Raw genomic sequence first — 16,892 nt, 5'->3', positions numbered from 1 at the left:
CCTTAGCCCTCCACCACGCCCAGCATGCCGTCCCTGAGCTTCTCGATCCGGTCCCGCAATCGGGCCGCCTCCTCAAATTCCAGGTTGCGGGCGTGTTCGAACATCTGGCTCTCCAAACGACTGATCTCCTTGGCAGTATCCTTGGGTGACATGCGTCCGTATTCCGCCTCCTGCTCCGCCACCCTGGCGTAACGCTTGGGTGCGGCCATGGAGCCACCGGCATAGGCACCCTCCATGATGTCGGCGATACGCTTCTCCACCCCCTTGGGGGTGATGCCGTGTTCCTGATTATGGGCCACCTGCTTCTCGCGGCGACGTTCAGTCTCGTCCATGGCCCGCTGCATGGAGCCCGTCACCCTGTCGGCGTAAAGAATCGCCCTGCCGTTCAGGTTTCGGGCCGCGCGGCCGATGGTCTGGATCAACGAGCGATCGGACCGCAGGAAGCCTTCCTTGTCCGCATCCAGCACGGCCACCAGGGACACCTCGGGCATGTCCAGGCCCTCACGCAACAGGTTGATACCCACCAGGACATCGAATTTCCCCAGGCGCAGATCACGGATGATCTCCACACGCTCCACGGTATCGATGTCGGAATGCAGATAACGCACGCGAATGCCGTGTTCACTCAGGTATTCGGTGAGATCCTCGGCCATGCGCTTGGTGAGCGTGGTGATCAGCACCCGCTCATTGACCTCCGTGCGCAGCCGGATTTCCGAGAGCACATCATCCACCTGCGTGGTCGCCGGGCGCACCTCCACCTCCGGGTCCACCAGTCCGGTGGGACGCACCACCTGCTCCACCACCTGCCCCGCCATCTTCTGCTCATAGGGCCCGGGCGTGGCGGAAACATAAATGGCCTGGGGTGCCAGGGCCTCGAATTCCTCGAAACGCAGGGGACGATTGTCCATGGCCGAAGGCAGGCGGAAGCCATACTGCACCAGGGTCTCCTTGCGGGAGCGGTCGCCTTTATACATGGCGCCCAGCTGTGGGACCGTGACATGGCTCTCATCGATCACCAGCAAGGCATCCTTGGGCAGGTAATCCAGAAAACACGGCGGCGGTTCCCCCGCCTTGCGGCCCGAAAGATAGCGGGAATAGTTCTCGACCCCGGAGCAGTAGCCCAGCTCCAGCATCATCTCCAGATCAAAGCGGGTGCGCTGCTCCAGGCGCTGGGCCTCCACCAACTGATCCGACTGGCGCAAGGCCTCCAGGCGCTCCCGGAGCTCCACCTTGATCTGCTCCACGGCTTCGAGCAGGGTCTCACGGGGCGTGGCGTAGTGGGTCTTGGGATAGATGGTCAAGCGCGGCACCCGGCGCAGCACCTCCCCGGTGAGCGGGTCGAAATAGGAGAGTTGCTCTATCTCCTCGTCGAACAACTCAACCCGCACGGCCTCGCGTTCGGACTCCGCCGGGTGGATGTCGATCACCTCGCCGCGCACCCGGTAGGTGCCGCGCTTGAGCTCCAGATCGTTGCGGGTGTACTGCAATTCCGCCAGCCGGCGCAGCATCTCCCGCTGATCGATCACATCCCCCCGTTTGAGGTGCATCACCATCTGCAGATAGGCCCGGGGGTCCCCCAGACCATAAATGGCCGAAACGCTGGCCACGATGATGGCATCGCGACGCTCCAGCAGGGCCCGGGTGGCCGACAGGCGCATCTGTTCGATGTGGTCGTTGATGGAGGAATCCTTCTCGATGAAGGTGTCCGACGACGGCACATAGGCCTCGGGCTGGTAATAGTCGTAATAGGAGACGAAGTATTCCACGGCGTTCTCCGGGAAGAACTCCTTCATCTCGCCATAGAGCTGGGCCGCCAGGGTCTTGTTGGGCGCCATGATGATGGTGGGCCGCTGCGACTTCTGGATCACGTTGGCAATCGTGAAGGTCTTGCCCGAGCCGGTCACTCCCAGCAGGGTTTGATGGGCCAGGCCCGAGTCCAGGCCATCCAGCAGGCTTTCAATGGCGGCGGGCTGGTCTCCCGCCGGGTCAAAGCGGGTGGAAAGGTGGAAAGGTTGGTCCATGGGCTTATCTTATCAGGACAGTTTGAGTATTATTTTGGATCGAGTCTTCCATCCACCAGCATTCCTGGATACCGCCTTGGACATCAAGCTCTCATCCCGCGTTCAGCGCATCAAGCCCTCCCCCACACTGGCCGTCAGCGCCCTCGCCGCCCAGTTGAGGGCCGAAGGACGCGACGTGATCGGCCTGGGCGCCGGCGAACCCGACTTCAACACGCCGGATCACATCAAGGAGGCGGGCATCACCGCCATCCGCGAGGGCAAGACCAAGTATACCGCCGTGGACGGCACGCCAGGTTTGAAGCAGGCCATCATCGACAAGTTCCAGCGCGATAACGGTCACAGCTATCAGCCGGATCAGATTCTGGTCTCCTGCGGCGGCAAGCAGAGTTTCTTCAACCTCTGCCAGGCCCTGCTGAACGAGGGCGACGAAGTCATCATCCCCGCCCCCTACTGGGTGTCCTACCCGGACATGGTGCTGCTGGCCGACGGCAAGCCGGTAATCGTCAGCGCCGACCAGTCCCAGGGCTTCAAGATGACGGCCCAGCAACTGGAAGCGGCCATCACGCCCCGCACCCGCCTGGTGGTGATCAACAGCCCCTCCAACCCCACGGGCGTGGCTTACAGCCGCGAGGAACTGGCCGCCCTGGGCGAGGTGATGCTGCGTCATCCCAATGTAGTGGTGGCCACGGACGACATGTACGAGCACATGATGTTCCGCGATGCCCCCTTCTGCAACATCCTCATGGCCTGCCCCGACCTGTACGAGCAGACCATCGTGCTCAATGGTGTGTCCAAGGCCTATGCCATGACCGGCTGGCGCATCGGCTACGCCGGTGGCCCCAAGCCGCTGATCGCGGCCATGAAGAAGATCCAGTCCCAGAGCACCTCCAACCCCACGTCCATCGCCCAGGAAGCCGCCCAGGTGGCCCTGAACAGCGATCAGTCCTGCGTGGCCGAGATGTGCAAGGCCTTCCAGGACCGCCACGACTACCTGGTGGAGGCCCTCAATGCCATCCCGGGCGTGGAATGCCTGCCCTCCGACGGCACTTTCTACTCCTTCCCCAGCGTGAAGGGCGCCATGGAGAAGCTGGGCATGGATAGCGACGTGAAATTCGCCGAGCACCTGCTCGACAAGGTGGGCGTTGCCCTGGTCCCCGGTTCCGCCTTCGGCGCCGAAGGCCACGTGCGTATTTCCTTCGCCACCAGCCTGGATAACCTCAAGCAGGCCGTGGAACGCATTGGTCGTGCAGTAGAGGGTTAAAACCCCTTGACGAAGCCCGGCAGCATCCGTAATATGCCGGGCTTCCAAAGCAATTCCCCGGTAGCTCAGTCGGTAGAGCGGGTGACTGTTAATCACTAGGTCGGCGGTTCGAGCCCGTCCCGGGGAGCCAAAAATCAAGGGGTTAGGATGATGAGTCCTAACCCCTTTTTTGTTTGTCAACGGATTTGTCAACGACCCGGCATTGACAGGCGCGACGCTTGTCAACGAACGCAGGCGGAATCAGGACAAGGCCCTACTCTCCCATCCCCAGCAGCATGGCGCCGCCGTCCGCGTTCACGCGCACCTCCCGACCTGAATCGTTCGCAGGCAGGATCTCCCACATGAAAGCTTCAAGGTGGGGCTGTAGACCGGCGCCATCGACCTGGATCATGGCACCCCCCCCCTTTCCATGACCTTGGGCCTTGGTGCGCTCGTTCTTAAGACGAAAATTCTCGGAATCCCGTTGGCTTTGGGCTCCCAAGCGGGCGATTGAATTGATATGAGTCAGGCTTGGGGATGGGGGTCCCGGCTACATTGCGAGATATAAGGGGCGCGCGCGGGCAAGAGGCCGAGCAAGGACTTTCTCGATAGGCGCAGAGGAACAGGAGGGAATACGGTGAAACTGGCATTGGCAGCGGGCATCGCGCTCGCGTTGATTACTGCGGCCGCCAGCGGCCAGGTATACCGATGGACCGACGAAGACGGTAACACCCACTTCGGGGACGCCCCGCCCGGCGCCAACACACAGCGAGTTCAACCCCAGGCAGCGCCCGCTGACCCGGGCGAAGCCCAGCGAAGGCGCCTGGAAACCCAACGCCAGCTCCGCGAGTTTGAGCGCCAAGACCGTGAGGCCGCCCGGCAGCGCGAACTACAGCGACGCCAACAGGCCCTGCAACAGCGGCTCGACGAGATCGACTCCCGATCAAACCAGCGTATGTGCCAGTTCTACCAAGACCGCATAGAAAACGCCCGCAGCGAACTGCGAAGAGGCTATACGGCAGACCGTGGCCGCACACTCCGACAGCGGATCGAACGAGACCAGCGGGAAGCCAGAGAATATTGCCGCTAATTCAGCGACTCTCCCCCTTCAAGGCCCCGCTGGTACAAACACGAACACCGCCCGGCGCCACAGCGGTATCCGCTTCCCTGTCACACCCGCCCGCTGAGCCCACAGGAGTGAGGATAAGGCGCCCCCTGTCATCAGCAGTTCCAAAGAGCCCGACAGCTTCGCCCGGAGCGGTGGACTGGAAAGACTCGTAACTGGTCGCATGTCGATACTGTCACCATGACTCTTGAGCGAGTCCCTAAGGATAACCCCCTGGAAATGGCAGCATAAAGATTCGCTCTCAGGCAACCACTTGTGACAGCCGCCGGCGTCTTGGGTTTGCCTGAGCCCACCTCGCTGACCGGCTTGAGGCCGTAGTCCCCATCCGAGTCTTCCAGACGCAGGCGCTTCTCCTCACGCTTGGTCAGACGATAGTGGGTCAACTCCAATTCGCTGACGTCGATGGCCGTTAGGTTCTCGTTCTGATTGATCTAGGCACCCGTTGTGTGGCAGCTTCTAACGTTAGACCATCGGACTGAGTGTGATCACCCGAATTGATGTCCTCCTGATCACGTTCGTTAAGGGGCCTGATCAGCAAGACGCCGCCGGCGCCCGGGAGGGAGTTCGGCGGCGTCTTGGGCGTAGGTCTTGGGAGGACGTCAGAACGGAGGGTTGTCTGGGTCCTCGGTCGGGAGGGGGACGTCGGACAGTAAGCTGAGCTGGGTCATATTTTCCTGCGAGCGTTCGTCGTGGTAGCGGTGGATCTGCCCCAGGTAGTGGGATTCGAACAAGATCAGGAAGTCGTGGAGCAGGGCCTGCAACTCGACGACAGCGTCGTCGCTGAGTTCGGGCCAGGGCAGGGATTGCGGATGGAGGGTTGCGGGCATGAGGGTCTCCAGGGGTTCAACGGCTTGCGGCGGCACGGCGCGGAGTGGGTTTTTCTGCGGGGGCGAACACGTCGAGGTAGAGTTTCTCGTCGAGCTGCGGCAGATCGCGCTGGGCGGCCACGGCGAGCAGTTCGGCGGCCAGGGTGGTGAGCAGGCGGTAGTTGCCGATGGCGTGGTCACACAGGGTGTGCTGGAGCGTGGGCGTCATCAGGCTGGCGTTGCCGGCGGTGTTGAGCAGATGCTGCAGGCAAGCCAGGAGTTCCTCGCGGCTGGCCGCTTCGGTGACCAGACGGGTGCGGATGCGGGAGCCGAGCGGGATCAGTTCCTCGCGGCGCAGCTTCTCGGGCAGGCGGGCATCGCCGGCAAGGATCACGCACAAGAGCGTCTGTGAGTCGAAGCGGGCGCTGGCCATCAGGCGCAGTTCGGACAGGACCGCGGGACTCATTTCCTGGGCTTCGTCGATCAGGAGCACTGCGCGCCGGCGGGTGGTGTCCAGATGCGCGAACCAGTTCTCGCGCAAGGCCTTGAAGCCGCCCCAGCGGTTGTGTGGGCGCAGGGGGACGCCGAAGAGATCGCCCATCTCGCGGTAGAAGTCGGCCAACTGGCTCTGCGGATGATGGATGGCGACGACGGTGAGATCGGGCAGCCGTGCCAGGCGTTCCGCGATCAGGCGCAGAACCACGCTCTTGCCGGTGCCGGGGTCGCCGTTGATCATGGCGAAGCCGCCTTCGCGGACCAGGCCCTGTTCGATGCGCCAGTAGAAGTCCTCGACGCGTGCGGGCACATAGAGCGCCTCGACCGGGATTTCGGTGGCGAATGGGTTCCACTTCAGCCCATAGAGGGCCAGTAATTTCGAGTTCATGCGGAGTCCTCTTCGGGGTCTGGGGTGGGCAGGTAGGCGGGCGGCAGGCCGGTGGCGGCATAGTCGGCCAGCAACTGGCGCAACAGCGGCGCCATCCCCGAGGGTGGCAGTGGCGTGAGCGCGCGTGCCGCAGGTGGCCGGACGCGTCGTTGTGCGTTGGCGTTGGCGGATTTGTCGAGCGGCAGCACCGGGCACAGGACGGTGCCGGTGCGGGGATCGACCAAGTCGACGCGGGTGCGATCCCACCGCGCGTAGCGCAGCGACACCCGGTCGAGGTGCTGGTAGCGGGCGGGGATCTCGAAGCGCTGCCCCTCCAGAGACACCGTGCCATCGGAGCGTCGCTGGCGGCGGGTGACCTCAACACGGAAAGCATCGGCCAGTGCCGCGACCGGCGGGCAGTCCCGGCTGACGTTCGGCCCGGCCAGATAGCGTTTCAGCGGGGTGGTGTCGAGTTCACTGTGGCGGGTGCGGTGATACTCCTGCTCGGCCCAAGCCTGCGTGGTCTGGTTGAGCACATCGAGGGTGAGTGGGGTTTGTCCCTCCAGCATCGGCATCAGGCGACCTTCGATACGCCCCCAAAGGGACTCTTGCTTCCCGTTCTGGTAGGGAGAATACGGTAGCGTCGTCTGGTGCAGCACACCCAGGCGCTGCAATCCGGCAACGGTTTCCTCGGCGATCATCGCTGCACCGTTGTCCGTCATCAGGGCACGCGGCAACCCGCGCTTCATGAGTGCCTGGGACAGGCCGTGGACGAGGCTCTGCGCCGTCTCGTCCAGGTACCACTGCAGGTGGCAGATCAAGCGCGAGCGGTCATCCAGGATGCCGAGCAGGTACGGTTTGACCCAGGCGCCCTCTCGGGTCAGTACCTTGCGCGAACCGTGGTGGAAGTCCAGGTGCCAGAGCGCACAGACATGGTCCAGCTCGTAGCTGCGCACCTCCAGCGCTGCGAATCGGTCGCGGGCGAGGATCGCGCCGTCGGTTGCACACTTCGGCCGCGCCTGGCGGAACATCCCGTGCGCCTTCAGATAGCGCCGCACCGTGGGATACGAGGGCATGCAGACCTCGCTGTCGGCCAGGTCCACGCACAGGTTGTCGAAGTGCAACTGCACCGTCCAGCCCGGATGTTCCCGGTATTGCTGCACCAGGGCGGCGATCACGGCCGGCGTCATGGCGGTGAAGTGGCCATGCGGGCGGCGCTGGTTGCGCAGTGCCGCCACCGGGTCGGGGGCCGACCGTGCCGCGTAATACCAGCGCTCCAGTGTGGACACCCCGAAGCGCACCTCGGTGCCGGTGACGGGATGGCGCCAGACGCGCTCGGCCAACGCCGCCAGTGCCGCCCGCAATGCTCCCGGTTCCGGCGGTGCGGCGAACAAGGGACCAATGATCGAGAAGCGCAAGCGCGCCCATCGATCACGCAACAGAGGATCGTTCGGTGGATGCACGTTCGTCTCCCAATATGCGCGGTGCCGGCGGCACCACGACCGGGAGAGAAGGCTACGCAGCGGGAATCGGTTCGACCATTGGCATCCTCTGCGGGAACTCAGCGCCCCTCGGGCGCCGTGATCGTGAGTGGGGTGAGCAAGGCCAGCAGGCACCGCAGCGGTTCGTGTTCCTGGCCGGGCAACTGCTCCAGGAGACCGTTCGGCAACCGTGCCGCAGCCACCGGCAGCAGGAACCGCGCACCCAGCACCCGCCACAGCGAGGTCCGCACAAAGTCTTCGCGCCACCACCGCCGCCACCGTGCCAGGGTGCGCCAGGGAATCGATAACGCTTCACACAACGCAGCCGCCGCCGTGCCGTGCCCGGCCGGCCGGGTTGACCCCAGCACCACCACCCAGCTCAGCCATACGCGCCGCCCCAGAAAACGCACCGACTGGCTGGTCGTCCGACGTCGGCACTGGCTGCAGCAGAAACTCAGCCGCGTCGCGTATTCAGCGCGGAACGCAGGCGGGCAGCCGCGCGGCTTGCGTGGATAGTTGGCGCGGTGTAGCACGCCGCCACACGGGCACCCGGCCGCCTGCGCCTCGGCCGCCAATGCCTCATCGATGTGGATTAGAAACCGGAAAAACGTAAGTGTCCGGTAGGGCACGTATACCCAACCCTCACTCCCCGCTGGCATTCTCCCCGCAGGCCTGGGTGCGCGGTTCCCAGTGATAGGGCAGCAGTTCGTGGAGGCGATTGGCGGGATGATCCTGGATGCGCTCAAGCACATCGATCAGATAGTGACGCGGGTTCACCCCGTTCTGCTTGCAGGTTTCCAGGAGGGTGAGCAGGATGGCCAGGGCGTGGCCACCATTCTCGGAGCCGGTGAAGTTCCAGTTCTTGCGGCTCACGCATACCCCGCGCAGGGCGCGTTCGCCGCGGTTGTTGTCGGGCTCCAGGCGGCCATCCTCAGTGAAGCGCATCAGGGCCTGCCAGTGGTTGAGGACATAACCGATCGCCTTGGCGAAGTCTCCCCGGGGCGGCAGGCTGGGCAGGATGCGGTCCAGCAGGCGACGCAAGCGCTTGAGGATGGGCACCGTGCGGCGCTGGCGGGCCTCGCGGATCTGCTCGGGGTCCGTGATCCCCTGTTCGCGCAGGCGCGATTCCACCTGGTAGATCGCCGTGATCAGCTTCATCACCAGATGCACCCGGCCGCGTTTTTTGTGTTTGCGGGCGATCTTTTCGAACGGGCGCCTCGCATGGGCCCAGCAGGCACACCAGATCAGCGCCTCCTGGATCCGCTCGGCGTTCAGGTAGCCCGCATAGGCATCGGCTTGCAGATATCCCTGGTAGTCACGCAGGTGTTCCAGCGGACCTTCCTGGGATCGGTTGGTGGTGTAGTCGTAGAACACCGGGATGATGCCGTCCTCCCGCCCGCGGCCCAGGTAGAGCCACAGGCGACAGGTTCGGGTTTGTCGTCGGCCCTTTTCCAGTTGCGGCACCGTGGTGTCGTCACTGTGAACGACCGGACTGGCCAGGGCATCCTGGCGAACGAGGTCGGCCAGCGGGGCCAGGACCGAGGCGGACAGCAGCACGTAGTCGCACAGCCGCTGGCGGGGGACGTCGTAACCATCCCGGGCCAGCTGCTGGCTGATGCGGTTGAGCGGCAGATGATCCGCGAACTTGCTGATCACGGTATGGGCCAGCAGGCTGGCACCCACCTGGGCGCCGGGGATCGGTGGCGAGGGGCGCGGTGGAGAGACGATGGTGCGCTCCCCGTCATCCCCCTGGATCGCATACTTGGGCACCTCGTGGCGCTTCACGTACAGCTGCCCGGGTTGGTACTCCAGGGTCTCGGTCACCTCGACACCGATCTCCACCAGCGGGCCGCCGTTCTGGGCTTCCAGTTGGGCCCGGGTTTCGTCGTCGTAGTCGTAGCGCTGCGTCTCCCGGGGCAATTCCGGTGGGAGGACACGGCGACCTCGAGGGGGCTGGGTCTTGCGCCGCTTTTTGGGCGCCTCGGTGGTTTCTTCTTCGTCTTGCTCGGGGATCGGGGCTTCCTGCGGGTGGAAGAGATCCTGCTGGAGGTAACAGCCACGCTCGGAGCTTTGCCCGAAGCGTTTGCGCTGGGCCTCAAGGACCTGGCGCTTGAGATTCTCCAGTTGTTCGCTCAGCTCATTGATCGTGGACTGCTGCTGGGCGAGTAGCTGGGACTGCTGCTCAATGAGCTGATCACGGTCCGCCAGGGCAGCGCGGAACTGCGATTCGCGCAGGCCGGAAGGGGGTGTCGGCAGGTCTTGTGCAGCGCCCTTTAACATGCCCGCATTTTACCACGCCGAAAGCGCTAAGTGGCTGACTTGTTGATGGTATTTATCTATCAGCGGGTGGCTGTGGCAAGGCATTTTCGAGGGGTTTCCAGGCGCCGCCAATCGATACCCTCGAACAGCGCCTGCATCTGGCTGCGGGAGAGCCGAACCTCACCCTCTGCATCTCCATCCACCTGCTGGAGCCACTTGAAGCGCCCCTTCTCCAGGCGCTTGTAGATCATCACAAAGCCCTGGCCATCCCAGTACAGGGCCTTGAGCTTATCCCCGGCCCGGTTGCGGAAGACGAACAACTCACCGCTGAGCGGATCCCGCTCCAGGGCCTCGACGATCTCGATGCACAGACCATCGAAGGCCTTGCGGAAATCCACCGGCGCCACTGCCAGGTGGATGGCCACCCCCGTGGGCCAGGCGATCATGCCTCCAGGACCTCCATGGCCCGTTGCAGGGTCTGGGCGCAAAACCCCGGATAGAGCTCGAGCCGACGACCGTGGCTCAAGGTCACCACCACCGGTCCACCGAGCTGCGGCGACAGGTCTACGGGATCAGGGTCGTCCCCCACCGTGCGCACCGTCAAAAAGCGCTGCGTCCCGGTGGCGGGCTTCGAGGGCGAATGCTCCGCCTTGGCCTCGGTCGCGGCCACCACCCATTCCGGATAGCGCACTGCCCACTGCGATAACTGCTGGGGTGTGACCCCGTGCTGACGGGCAAAGGCCGCCTTGCTCTGGCCTGAAGCCGCCCACTGCTGGACCAGTCCCTTCCAGAAAGCGCGCTTGCGCTGTCGGACACCTCTGTTCATGCCGGCACATCTCCTTGGTTGCTTGAGATCGTGCCGTGGACGATGGGGGATCAGGGCGGACTATGAAATATGGGTTCTAGCGGACGCGTACGGAAAAACTGGGGATCGGACAACGGAACATGGCACACTGTGAGTGTCTCTTGGCTTGGTAACCAGAGACTCCCCCAAAGGGCGCGTTCGTTCAAGCTCCCCGAGGGGGATCCCCCCTCAAACCTCACCCTGCGTGATCATTCCACCCGCAAACACCCTCAGTAAGGGTGATCGTACTCACGGACTCTCTTGCATCGTGCTTTTAGCGGCTCACGACCAAGTATCTACCCCATCGACCACCTACGGCACCCGAGCTCCGACATAATACCGACAGAGAAGGAAGCCATCTCATAACTATTTCCTATCCTGCCTACTTATCACACCATTTCAATTATTCAAGCCAGCTCCTTATTCTTCTGCCTAAGATCCTCCACTGAAGCTTCTATTAAATCACCCTTCTCACTGAGCAGCGGCAACTCCACCAACACCCGTATCAGCTGAGTATATTTTACTGCAATAACAACAACCTCCTTCTGTTCTCTAGAGTACGACCTGTAATCCACACCTTGCGTTGATTGCACTTTCTCCAAGGCATCAAGAGATCTTCTCAGCCGTGACCTCGCCTTGGATATTACATTCGAAGCGAGCGTCGCAGCATCGATGATGCCGGTAAGGCGCGCAATGACTAATTTAGATTCTTCCTCAAACGTCTTCGCTTTCTCAAGGTTAGCTTTTGCATCGGACAGATTCTTATCTGCCTTCGCACCTAATATACTCCCGAAAATCAACAGAGCCGGCCCTGCTGCTAAGGTCCCTAGGACCATCACACCACCAGCCATTCCGAGGCCGCCAGAAGCTAATGTCCCGCCGCCCAACCAAGCTAAAGTTGCATTTGTTGCTGCGGCACCACTTAACGAGGAAATCGCGGTGGTTGTACCACTTGCCGCCAACATCATGGTTCCATTATATGCCCCAAACGCCGCTAAACCGCCTCCTAATGCACCCGCCCCCACGCCTTTTCCACTTTCGGCCAAGAACTCAAACTCCTTCATCATCAACTCTGGGGTCTCTTCCTTTTTTTGCGGCAACCCATTCTCGTTAAGGTTGAAATCATCAAGCTCGACATTCTCCATTCTCGAGTAAACATCCACAAACCTACCGATACCCACTTCAATTGCTTTTAGTTTTCTTTTGCCGAGATCTTCTAATCTTGCGTGGCATTCCAATCGACTGTTTTCAATGGAATTCTGCGCCTCTTCGACAATCCTCTCTGACCTTCTATTAAGGTCCTTCGCATCACTATTATCGATAGCAGCCTTGGCGCCCTTTCCTGCGCCATATAAACCTGCCAAACCAACAGCAATAGGTACAATTAACGGTAATGGCATATCAAGACTCCTACTCTTCGATTAACTCAAGTCCTTTTTTATGCAACCTTGAAACTTCTTCGATCACTTCGGTCACATCTTCAATGAAGGAATGCTCAACACCCAACAAACTAGATATCTCAATGACCACTTCCTTTTCTTGAATTGATACAACGCCATCAGAGTAAGCCATTCCTAATAACTCAAAAATCATGACCTTTCGTTCCTCAGGTGAAAGATTATCGATGATTTCCTCGTTATACTCAGCAAACGCCTCACAGCTCTTTATTAAAAAAGATTGCCTTATTTTTTGCTCTCTCAATAAATCTGGATTAGTAGTTTGACCCGTTTTTTGTATTAACGCTGCTGTCCCAAACAAAAACTGCGCCAACAACTCATCAACTTTTCTATCCAACTCGGAATACCAAGGGTCGCGATCTAAAAATGCCTCCATACCCATCTCGTCACAAAACATTTTCAGGGTCTTCAGCTCAACCCCCGTAGCAATGAAGCTTTTTAATGTTTTATGAATGCTTTCTACATTATTTTGTGCAAAAGAAACGATTTCATCGTGAAAATGACCGTCAGACAAATAGAAATGCGAGCCGTACCTAGCTTCAAATTCGACCCCTTCATCTTCATCTGTTAGCACATCAACAAAGGAAACCAAAACCGCATACTTCAAAAACAAGATCTTGCTGTCACGACTCTTAAGCAAGCTTAAATACATAAACCACCTCTCTTGGTTAAATTTTCAGCGAGCCTGGCCCATTAATAATATCGTCCAGATCTTTAACTGAAGAAACTTCTAGATTATAGCCGTAACCACCTGCAAACTGATTGATAGTCTGGCAAAAACCAGATACATCTCCTTCGAGCAATTGTCTATCCATGTTCGAAAATAAGTCCTGATATTCTTTTTCCTTCTGGTCCAGGTAATTTTTAAAAAGCTCCTCCACTCTTACCCTCTCTATGCGCATGGTCTGTCTTGCTGCTTCGCATAGACGCTTGGTGTTCTCGTAATCTATCCTTGCCTGCTTCGCCTCCTTGAGGACGAGGAGACCTTCTGCATAGAACATACTAGACAGGCTGTAGCCGATCATCCCTCCCACCATCGCACCTACCACAGGTACCGGTAACGCTATTTGTCCAATGGTGGCGAACAAACTGGACGCCAGCATATTAGTACCGGACTGACCAGCCTTCTCAAGAAACTGAACACCATCGATCTCTCCGGACACATAGGCTTTGATGATGCCCGCTAGATTCATGCATGTCGAAATGACTACTGCGGGTAGTGACGTTGCCGAAAGACTTCTAATGGCCTGCGACTTCGATTGTTGCATGGCGGCTGACAATAACGACCCCGAAAACGCAGTCATATACCCTGCAGCGGCAGCGCTACCAGTAGAATGCAAGATGTCAGCAGCCGCCTTCTCTTTACTTTTCTCTCCTGTGCCTACTTGCACAACGTTTACTAGTATCGAAATTGCCCCACCAACCACCGCACCAACCTGGGCTCCTTTCAGACCAGCTTGATGACTTAATTTAGCCATATCAGTTGCAGTAGCTAGCTCTGGGTGCTCTCGATAGAATCTTGCTTGCCCTTCCGAGATATCCGAGTCTGATATGTGTTACGTCCCGCACTGATCCCGCTTACCACCCCCTCGCCATCCCAGGTTCCTTGAGGGCCTGTTAAAGCACATCCCCGCCTTCAATCCGGGACATCCGGGTCAAAGAAAAGGCCGGTGCACCTCTGGTAGTGTGAAATCTTCGACCAAATCACAACACCAAAAGGCACCGGCCATGGCTTTGATCCTGCCAGGGATTGCGTCCCTTGAGCAACACTTATCGGCCCTGTTGACTCATCCCGAGGGGTATCGACCCAAGCGGTGCCCGCATTGTGGTCGCGCCGGGCTGTGGTGCCACGGGTGCTATGGCCGCAAGGCCGACCGGGATCGTGGTGGCACCCTGAATCCGATTGCCATTGCGCGATTTCGATGCCCGGGGTGTTGCCGCACCTGTTCGAGGTTGCCCGAGTGCATTCCCCCACATCGTTGGTATCTGTGGGCGGTACAGCAGTGGGCATTGCTGGCACTCCTGGCGGGGCGTTCCTGCCGCGCCCTGAGCCGGGAGGGGATGCCGGGCAGGCACACCCTGGGGCGGTGGATGCACCGTTGGCGGGAGCGGTTTCACCTGCACGCCTTTGCCTTGTGTCAGCACGACCCTGGGTGGGGGCGTTATCCCGGCATGGCCACCTTGTGGCCGGCGGTGCTGGCCTGCATGCCGCTGTCAGCGGCGATGATCCTGGTACAGCATGTCGGGATCGCCATCCCATGAAGGCACGGGGATGCCCGTGGCGGGACAGGGGGTCAGTCGTGTTTCCATGACTCCACACAGTCTGCCCCTTGGACGGGGTGGGGCGCTGGGTTTTGCTGGGCGTTCCCTATCCGGCCCCAGGAGGCCTGCCCATGAAAATCAGCAAACCCATCCATCCCATGGCCCTGTTCCGTCTGAGCGTGCTCGGCACGCTGGCAGCCTGTCCGCCACTGCACCGGGGTGAGCTCAAACAGCACCTGCAAGCCCTGGCCGCCCGGGATTACCTGGATCCCACCACCGGGCGGCCGGTGCGTCTGGCGGAGAAGACTATCGAGCGCTGGTATTACGCCTACAAGCGCGGTGATATCGAGGCCCTGGCGCCGTGCTCCCGCTCGGATCAGGGCGCCTCAAAGATCGACCCGGCGCTGCAACAGGCCCTGCTGCAGGCCAAGCAGGACAACCCACAACGTTCCCTCAACGCCCTGATCCGGTTGCTGGAAAAGGAGGGTCGGGTGGCCCGGGGAGTGCTGTCCCGTTCCAGCGTTCACCGTCTGCTGCGGCGCCATGGGCTCTCCCACACTGCGGGATCCCCCAGTCAACCCCGGGAACGGCGACGCTTCGAGGCCCATCATGCCGGGGATCTGTGGCAGGGCGACGTCATGCATGGCCCCAAGATCCCGGTGAAGGGGCGGCTGCGCAAGGTCTATCTGGTCTCGCTCATGGATGATGCCTCGCGACTGATCACCCACAGCGCCTTCTGTACCGACGAGGGGGCCCTGGCCATCCAGGGGGTGCTCAAGCAGGCCCTGCTCAAGCGCGGCCTGCCGTCACGGCTGATGCTGGACCAGGGGGCGGCATACCGTAGCACCCAGTTGCAGGCCATCTGCGCGCGGCTGAAGATCCATATGGTCTACTGTGCGCCTTACCAGCCTGAAGGGAAGGGTAAGATCGAACGCTGGCATCGCCGAGTGCGGGATCACTTCCTCGGCGAGCTGGATCTGCAGCGGATCCAGGGGCTGGAGGATCTCAACGCGCGTCTGTGGGCCTGGCTGGACCAGGACTACCATGTGACGCCCCATGCCGGCCTCAATGGCCTCACCCCGCTGGCCCGCTATCAGCAGGACCTGGTCAACATCCGCCCCCTGGGGCCCCTGGCCACCGAACTCGACGCCCTGTTCCATCACTATCACACCCGCAAGGTGCGCAAGGATGGCACGGTCTCCCTGCACGGGCAGTACCTGGAGGTGCCCTTCGAACTCGTCGGTCAGAGCGTCATCCTGGTCGAGGATCCCCATCAACGCCAGGTGGTGGCCGTGCTCGATGCCCAGGAGCAGCCCGTGGGCAAGGCCACGCCCCTGGATGCCCGCGCCAACCTCAAACGTCGACGTCAGCAGCCAGTCATCCCCGATCCGTCCCCCACCGCCCAAACCGGACCCAATGCCATCGAGCTGGCCCTGCAGCAACAGCAGGTCGACTGGGTGCTCGACACCGACGCGAACGAGGAGGCATGAACCCCATGTACCGTGAACACTTCGGTCTCACCCAGGACCCCCTGGGCAAGCAAAGCCGCGCGCTGTTCGATACCGAGCCGCTGCGCTTACTCAAACAACGCTTCGACTGGTTGCTCGAACACCCCGGCGTGGGACTGCTCACTGGCCCCCGGGAGTCGGCAAGACCGCCGCCCTGCGCCAACTGACGCAACCCCTCAACCCGCATCGCTTCGAGGTCATCTATCTGGCCGAAACCGACTTCGGGCGCCTGGACCTGTATCGCTCACTGGCCCTTGCCCTTGGCCTGGAACCCCCGCATCGACGCGCCGCCCTGTGGCGGGAAATCAAGGCCCGACTGCGCGAGATGGCCGAGCAAAAACACCTGCTGCCCCTGTGGATCATCGACGAAGCCCAGAACCTGCCCAACGAGTTCTTCCGCGATCTGCCGGCCTTCATCAACTTCGCCTTCGACTCCCAGGACCTAATGACCCTGTGGCTGGTGGGACACCCCAGCCTCGCCCAGACCCTGCAGCGTGCCCCCTACGAGGCCCTGGCCAGCCGTCTGCAGTGCCATATCCAACTGCCCCCCATCGACGACCCCGAGCAGTTCACCGCCCTGGTCAGGCATGGACTGAAGCAGGCCGGCGTGCAGCAGCAACTGATGTCCGACTCCGGCCTACACCTGCTGCTCATGGCCAGCCGTGGCCGACCCCGCACCGCCAGCCAGATCCTGTGTACCGCCATGAAACTGGCCGTGCCCAAGGGACTGAATCACCTCCCCGACGAACTGCTCCAGGAAGCCATCGAGGCCCTGCGATGAATACCCAGAACATCGAAAAGCCGGTCCTGCCCCCGGACCTGGACCCCGACACGGTGCGCGCCCTGCACACCGTCCTGCTCAACCTGGTGGATCACCTGGAGTCGGTGTACTTCGCGCAACTGCGCCAGGAAGAGGAAAGACCGGACAACGACGTCACCACCCCCCGCCGGGCTTGCCGGCTGCCGGGCGATGAGCCACCCTTCTGAGTCACATCCGTCCCAGGCTGCGCGCGGAGGTGTTACCTT

The 16,892-nt window shown here is 61.2% G+C and carries 19 protein-coding genes and 1 tRNA gene; 8 read left to right on the top strand and 12 right to left on the bottom strand.

Going from position 1 to position 16,892, the window contains the following annotated elements; genetic code table 11:
* Positions 1-2: 2 nt before the first annotated feature.
* The gene (gene uvrB, locus ECTOBSL9_RS12890; RefSeq protein WP_063465382.1) at positions 3-2,021 is read right to left on the bottom strand and encodes an excinuclease ABC subunit UvrB; all 2,019 of its coding nucleotides are present in this window, start codon (positions 2,019-2,021) and stop codon (positions 3-5) included.
* A 76-nt stretch (positions 2,022-2,097) separates the two neighbouring features.
* On the opposite strand from uvrB, the gene ECTOBSL9_RS12885 reads away from it, so the two are divergent.
* Positions 2,098-3,282, top strand: coding sequence for a pyridoxal phosphate-dependent aminotransferase (locus tag ECTOBSL9_RS12885; RefSeq protein ID WP_063465381.1), 1,185 nt, complete (start codon positions 2,098-2,100; stop codon positions 3,280-3,282).
* A gap of 54 nt (positions 3,283-3,336) precedes the next feature.
* Positions 3,337-3,412, top strand: a tRNA-Asn gene (locus ECTOBSL9_RS12880).
* Between the two features lie 123 nt (positions 3,413-3,535).
* Here the strand turns inward: ECTOBSL9_RS12880 and ECTOBSL9_RS16680 are convergent.
* A complete protein-coding gene (locus tag ECTOBSL9_RS16680) occupies positions 3,536-3,673 on the bottom strand; it encodes a hypothetical protein (protein WP_205631968.1) in 138 nt (45 codons plus the stop codon).
* A 225-nt stretch (positions 3,674-3,898) separates the two neighbouring features.
* Between ECTOBSL9_RS16680 and ECTOBSL9_RS12875 the strand changes: the two genes are divergently transcribed.
* Complete coding sequence (locus ECTOBSL9_RS12875; RefSeq protein ID WP_063465380.1) at positions 3,899-4,351, top strand: DUF4124 domain-containing protein; 453 nt, start codon at positions 3,899-3,901, stop codon at positions 4,349-4,351.
* A 635-nt stretch (positions 4,352-4,986) separates the two neighbouring features.
* On the opposite strand, the gene ECTOBSL9_RS12870 is transcribed toward ECTOBSL9_RS12875, so the two are convergent.
* The 10 genes from ECTOBSL9_RS12870 to ECTOBSL9_RS17035 form a co-directional block, all read right to left on the bottom strand.
* Complete coding sequence (locus tag ECTOBSL9_RS12870; RefSeq protein WP_063463907.1) at positions 4,987-5,214, bottom strand: hypothetical protein; 228 nt, start codon at positions 5,212-5,214, stop codon at positions 4,987-4,989.
* A 16-nt stretch (positions 5,215-5,230) separates the two neighbouring features.
* Positions 5,231-6,076, bottom strand: coding sequence for an ExeA family protein (locus ECTOBSL9_RS12865; RefSeq protein WP_063463908.1), 846 nt, complete (start codon positions 6,074-6,076; stop codon positions 5,231-5,233).
* A complete protein-coding gene (locus ECTOBSL9_RS12860; protein WP_063463909.1) occupies positions 6,073-7,518 on the bottom strand; it encodes a DDE-type integrase/transposase/recombinase in 1,446 nt (481 codons plus the stop codon). Before ECTOBSL9_RS12860 ends, ECTOBSL9_RS12865 begins: the two co-directional genes overlap by 4 nt.
* A gap of 98 nt (positions 7,519-7,616) precedes the next feature.
* On the bottom strand, positions 7,617-8,165 hold the full coding sequence (locus ECTOBSL9_RS17325) for a hypothetical protein (protein WP_205632060.1): 549 nt from the start codon (positions 8,163-8,165) through the stop codon (positions 7,617-7,619).
* A gap of 13 nt (positions 8,166-8,178) precedes the next feature.
* Positions 8,179-9,816 (bottom strand): IS66 family transposase, encoded by a 1,638-nt coding sequence (locus ECTOBSL9_RS12850; RefSeq protein ID WP_063463514.1) that lies wholly within the window; start codon positions 9,814-9,816, stop codon positions 8,179-8,181.
* Positions 9,817-9,875: 59 nt separating this feature from the next.
* A complete protein-coding gene (gene tnpB, locus ECTOBSL9_RS12845) occupies positions 9,876-10,241 on the bottom strand; it encodes an IS66 family insertion sequence element accessory protein TnpB (protein WP_063463347.1) in 366 nt (121 codons plus the stop codon).
* Complete coding sequence (locus tag ECTOBSL9_RS12840) at positions 10,238-10,621, bottom strand: helix-turn-helix domain-containing protein (protein WP_063463348.1); 384 nt, start codon at positions 10,619-10,621, stop codon at positions 10,238-10,240. Before ECTOBSL9_RS12840 ends, tnpB begins: the two co-directional genes overlap by 4 nt.
* A gap of 425 nt (positions 10,622-11,046) precedes the next feature.
* Positions 11,047-12,039 carry a hypothetical protein gene (locus ECTOBSL9_RS12835; protein WP_063465378.1) on the bottom strand — a complete coding sequence of 331 codons (993 nt, stop codon included), beginning with the start codon at positions 12,037-12,039 and terminating at the stop codon, positions 11,047-11,049.
* Between the two features lie 10 nt (positions 12,040-12,049).
* On the bottom strand, positions 12,050-12,748 hold the full coding sequence (locus ECTOBSL9_RS12830) for a TerB family tellurite resistance protein (RefSeq protein WP_063465377.1): 699 nt from the start codon (positions 12,746-12,748) through the stop codon (positions 12,050-12,052).
* A 16-nt stretch (positions 12,749-12,764) separates the two neighbouring features.
* Positions 12,765-13,574 carry a hypothetical protein gene (locus ECTOBSL9_RS17035; RefSeq protein WP_156500129.1) on the bottom strand — a complete coding sequence of 270 codons (810 nt, stop codon included), beginning with the start codon at positions 13,572-13,574 and terminating at the stop codon, positions 12,765-12,767.
* A 250-nt stretch (positions 13,575-13,824) separates the two neighbouring features.
* Between ECTOBSL9_RS17035 and ECTOBSL9_RS17605 the strand changes: the two genes are divergently transcribed.
* The 5 genes from ECTOBSL9_RS17605 (at position 13,825) to ECTOBSL9_RS12805 (ending at position 16,853) form a co-directional block, all read left to right on the top strand.
* Positions 13,825-14,358: a DUF6431 domain-containing protein gene (locus tag ECTOBSL9_RS17605; protein WP_240480982.1), complete on the top strand. Its 534-nt coding sequence runs from the start codon at positions 13,825-13,827 to the stop codon at positions 14,356-14,358.
* A gap of 131 nt (positions 14,359-14,489) precedes the next feature.
* Complete coding sequence (locus tag ECTOBSL9_RS12815) at positions 14,490-15,848, top strand: DDE-type integrase/transposase/recombinase (protein ID WP_063464409.1); 1,359 nt, start codon at positions 14,490-14,492, stop codon at positions 15,846-15,848.
* A gap of 5 nt (positions 15,849-15,853) precedes the next feature.
* Positions 15,854-16,033 (top strand): hypothetical protein, encoded by a 180-nt coding sequence (locus tag ECTOBSL9_RS17320; RefSeq protein ID WP_205631967.1) that lies wholly within the window; start codon positions 15,854-15,856, stop codon positions 16,031-16,033.
* Positions 15,955-16,647: an ATP-binding protein gene (locus ECTOBSL9_RS12810; RefSeq protein ID WP_205632048.1), complete on the top strand. Its 693-nt coding sequence runs from the start codon at positions 15,955-15,957 to the stop codon at positions 16,645-16,647. The genes ECTOBSL9_RS17320 and ECTOBSL9_RS12810 overlap by 79 nt, the downstream gene beginning before the upstream one ends.
* On the top strand, positions 16,644-16,853 hold the full coding sequence (locus tag ECTOBSL9_RS12805; RefSeq protein ID WP_063464411.1) for a hypothetical protein: 210 nt from the start codon (positions 16,644-16,646) through the stop codon (positions 16,851-16,853). The genes ECTOBSL9_RS12810 and ECTOBSL9_RS12805 overlap by 4 nt, the downstream gene beginning before the upstream one ends.
* Positions 16,854-16,892: the final 39 nt, after the last annotated feature.

The organism is Ectothiorhodospira sp. BSL-9 (assembly GCF_001632845.1).
GTDB lineage: Bacteria > Pseudomonadota > Gammaproteobacteria > Ectothiorhodospirales > Ectothiorhodospiraceae > Ectothiorhodospira.
The sequence above is the reverse complement of the archived record's forward strand: the minus strand, read 5'-3'. Positions and strand labels throughout refer to the sequence as shown.

What these genes read in the sequence shown, in the direction of transcription:
- tnpB (WP_063463347.1), bottom strand. Translation starts at nt 10,241, where the DNA reads ATGATCGCCTGGCCCACGGGGGTGGCCATCCACCTGGCAGTGGCGCCG.
- ECTOBSL9_RS12805 (WP_063464411.1), top strand. Translation starts at nt 16,644, where the DNA reads ATGAATACCCAGAACATCGAAAAGCCGGTCCTGCCCCCGGACCTGGAC.
- ECTOBSL9_RS12865 (WP_063463908.1), bottom strand. Translation starts at nt 6,076, where the DNA reads ATGAACTCGAAATTACTGGCCCTCTATGGGCTGAAGTGGAACCCATTC.
- ECTOBSL9_RS16680 (WP_205631968.1), bottom strand. Translation starts at nt 3,673, where the DNA reads ATGATCCAGGTCGATGGCGCCGGTCTACAGCCCCACCTTGAAGCTTTC.
- ECTOBSL9_RS12850 (WP_063463514.1), bottom strand. Translation starts at nt 9,816, where the DNA reads ATGTTAAAGGGCGCTGCACAAGACCTGCCGACACCCCCTTCCGGCCTG.
- ECTOBSL9_RS17320 (WP_205631967.1), top strand. Translation starts at nt 15,854, where the DNA reads ATGTACCGTGAACACTTCGGTCTCACCCAGGACCCCCTGGGCAAGCAA.
- ECTOBSL9_RS12840 (WP_063463348.1), bottom strand. Translation starts at nt 10,621, where the DNA reads ATGAACAGAGGTGTCCGACAGCGCAAGCGCGCTTTCTGGAAGGGACTG.
- ECTOBSL9_RS12835 (WP_063465378.1), bottom strand. Translation starts at nt 12,039, where the DNA reads ATGCCATTACCGTTAATTGTACCTATTGCTGTTGGTTTGGCAGGTTTA.
- ECTOBSL9_RS12815 (WP_063464409.1), top strand. Translation starts at nt 14,490, where the DNA reads ATGAAAATCAGCAAACCCATCCATCCCATGGCCCTGTTCCGTCTGAGC.
- ECTOBSL9_RS12870 (WP_063463907.1), bottom strand. Translation starts at nt 5,214, where the DNA reads ATGCCCGCAACCCTCCATCCGCAATCCCTGCCCTGGCCCGAACTCAGC.
- uvrB (WP_063465382.1), bottom strand. Translation starts at nt 2,021, where the DNA reads ATGGACCAACCTTTCCACCTTTCCACCCGCTTTGACCCGGCGGGAGAC.
- ECTOBSL9_RS17035 (WP_156500129.1), bottom strand. Translation starts at nt 13,574, where the DNA reads ATGGCTAAATTAAGTCATCAAGCTGGTCTGAAAGGAGCCCAGGTTGGT.
- ECTOBSL9_RS12830 (WP_063465377.1), bottom strand. Translation starts at nt 12,748, where the DNA reads ATGTATTTAAGCTTGCTTAAGAGTCGTGACAGCAAGATCTTGTTTTTG.
- ECTOBSL9_RS17605 (WP_240480982.1), top strand. Translation starts at nt 13,825, where the DNA reads ATGGCTTTGATCCTGCCAGGGATTGCGTCCCTTGAGCAACACTTATCG.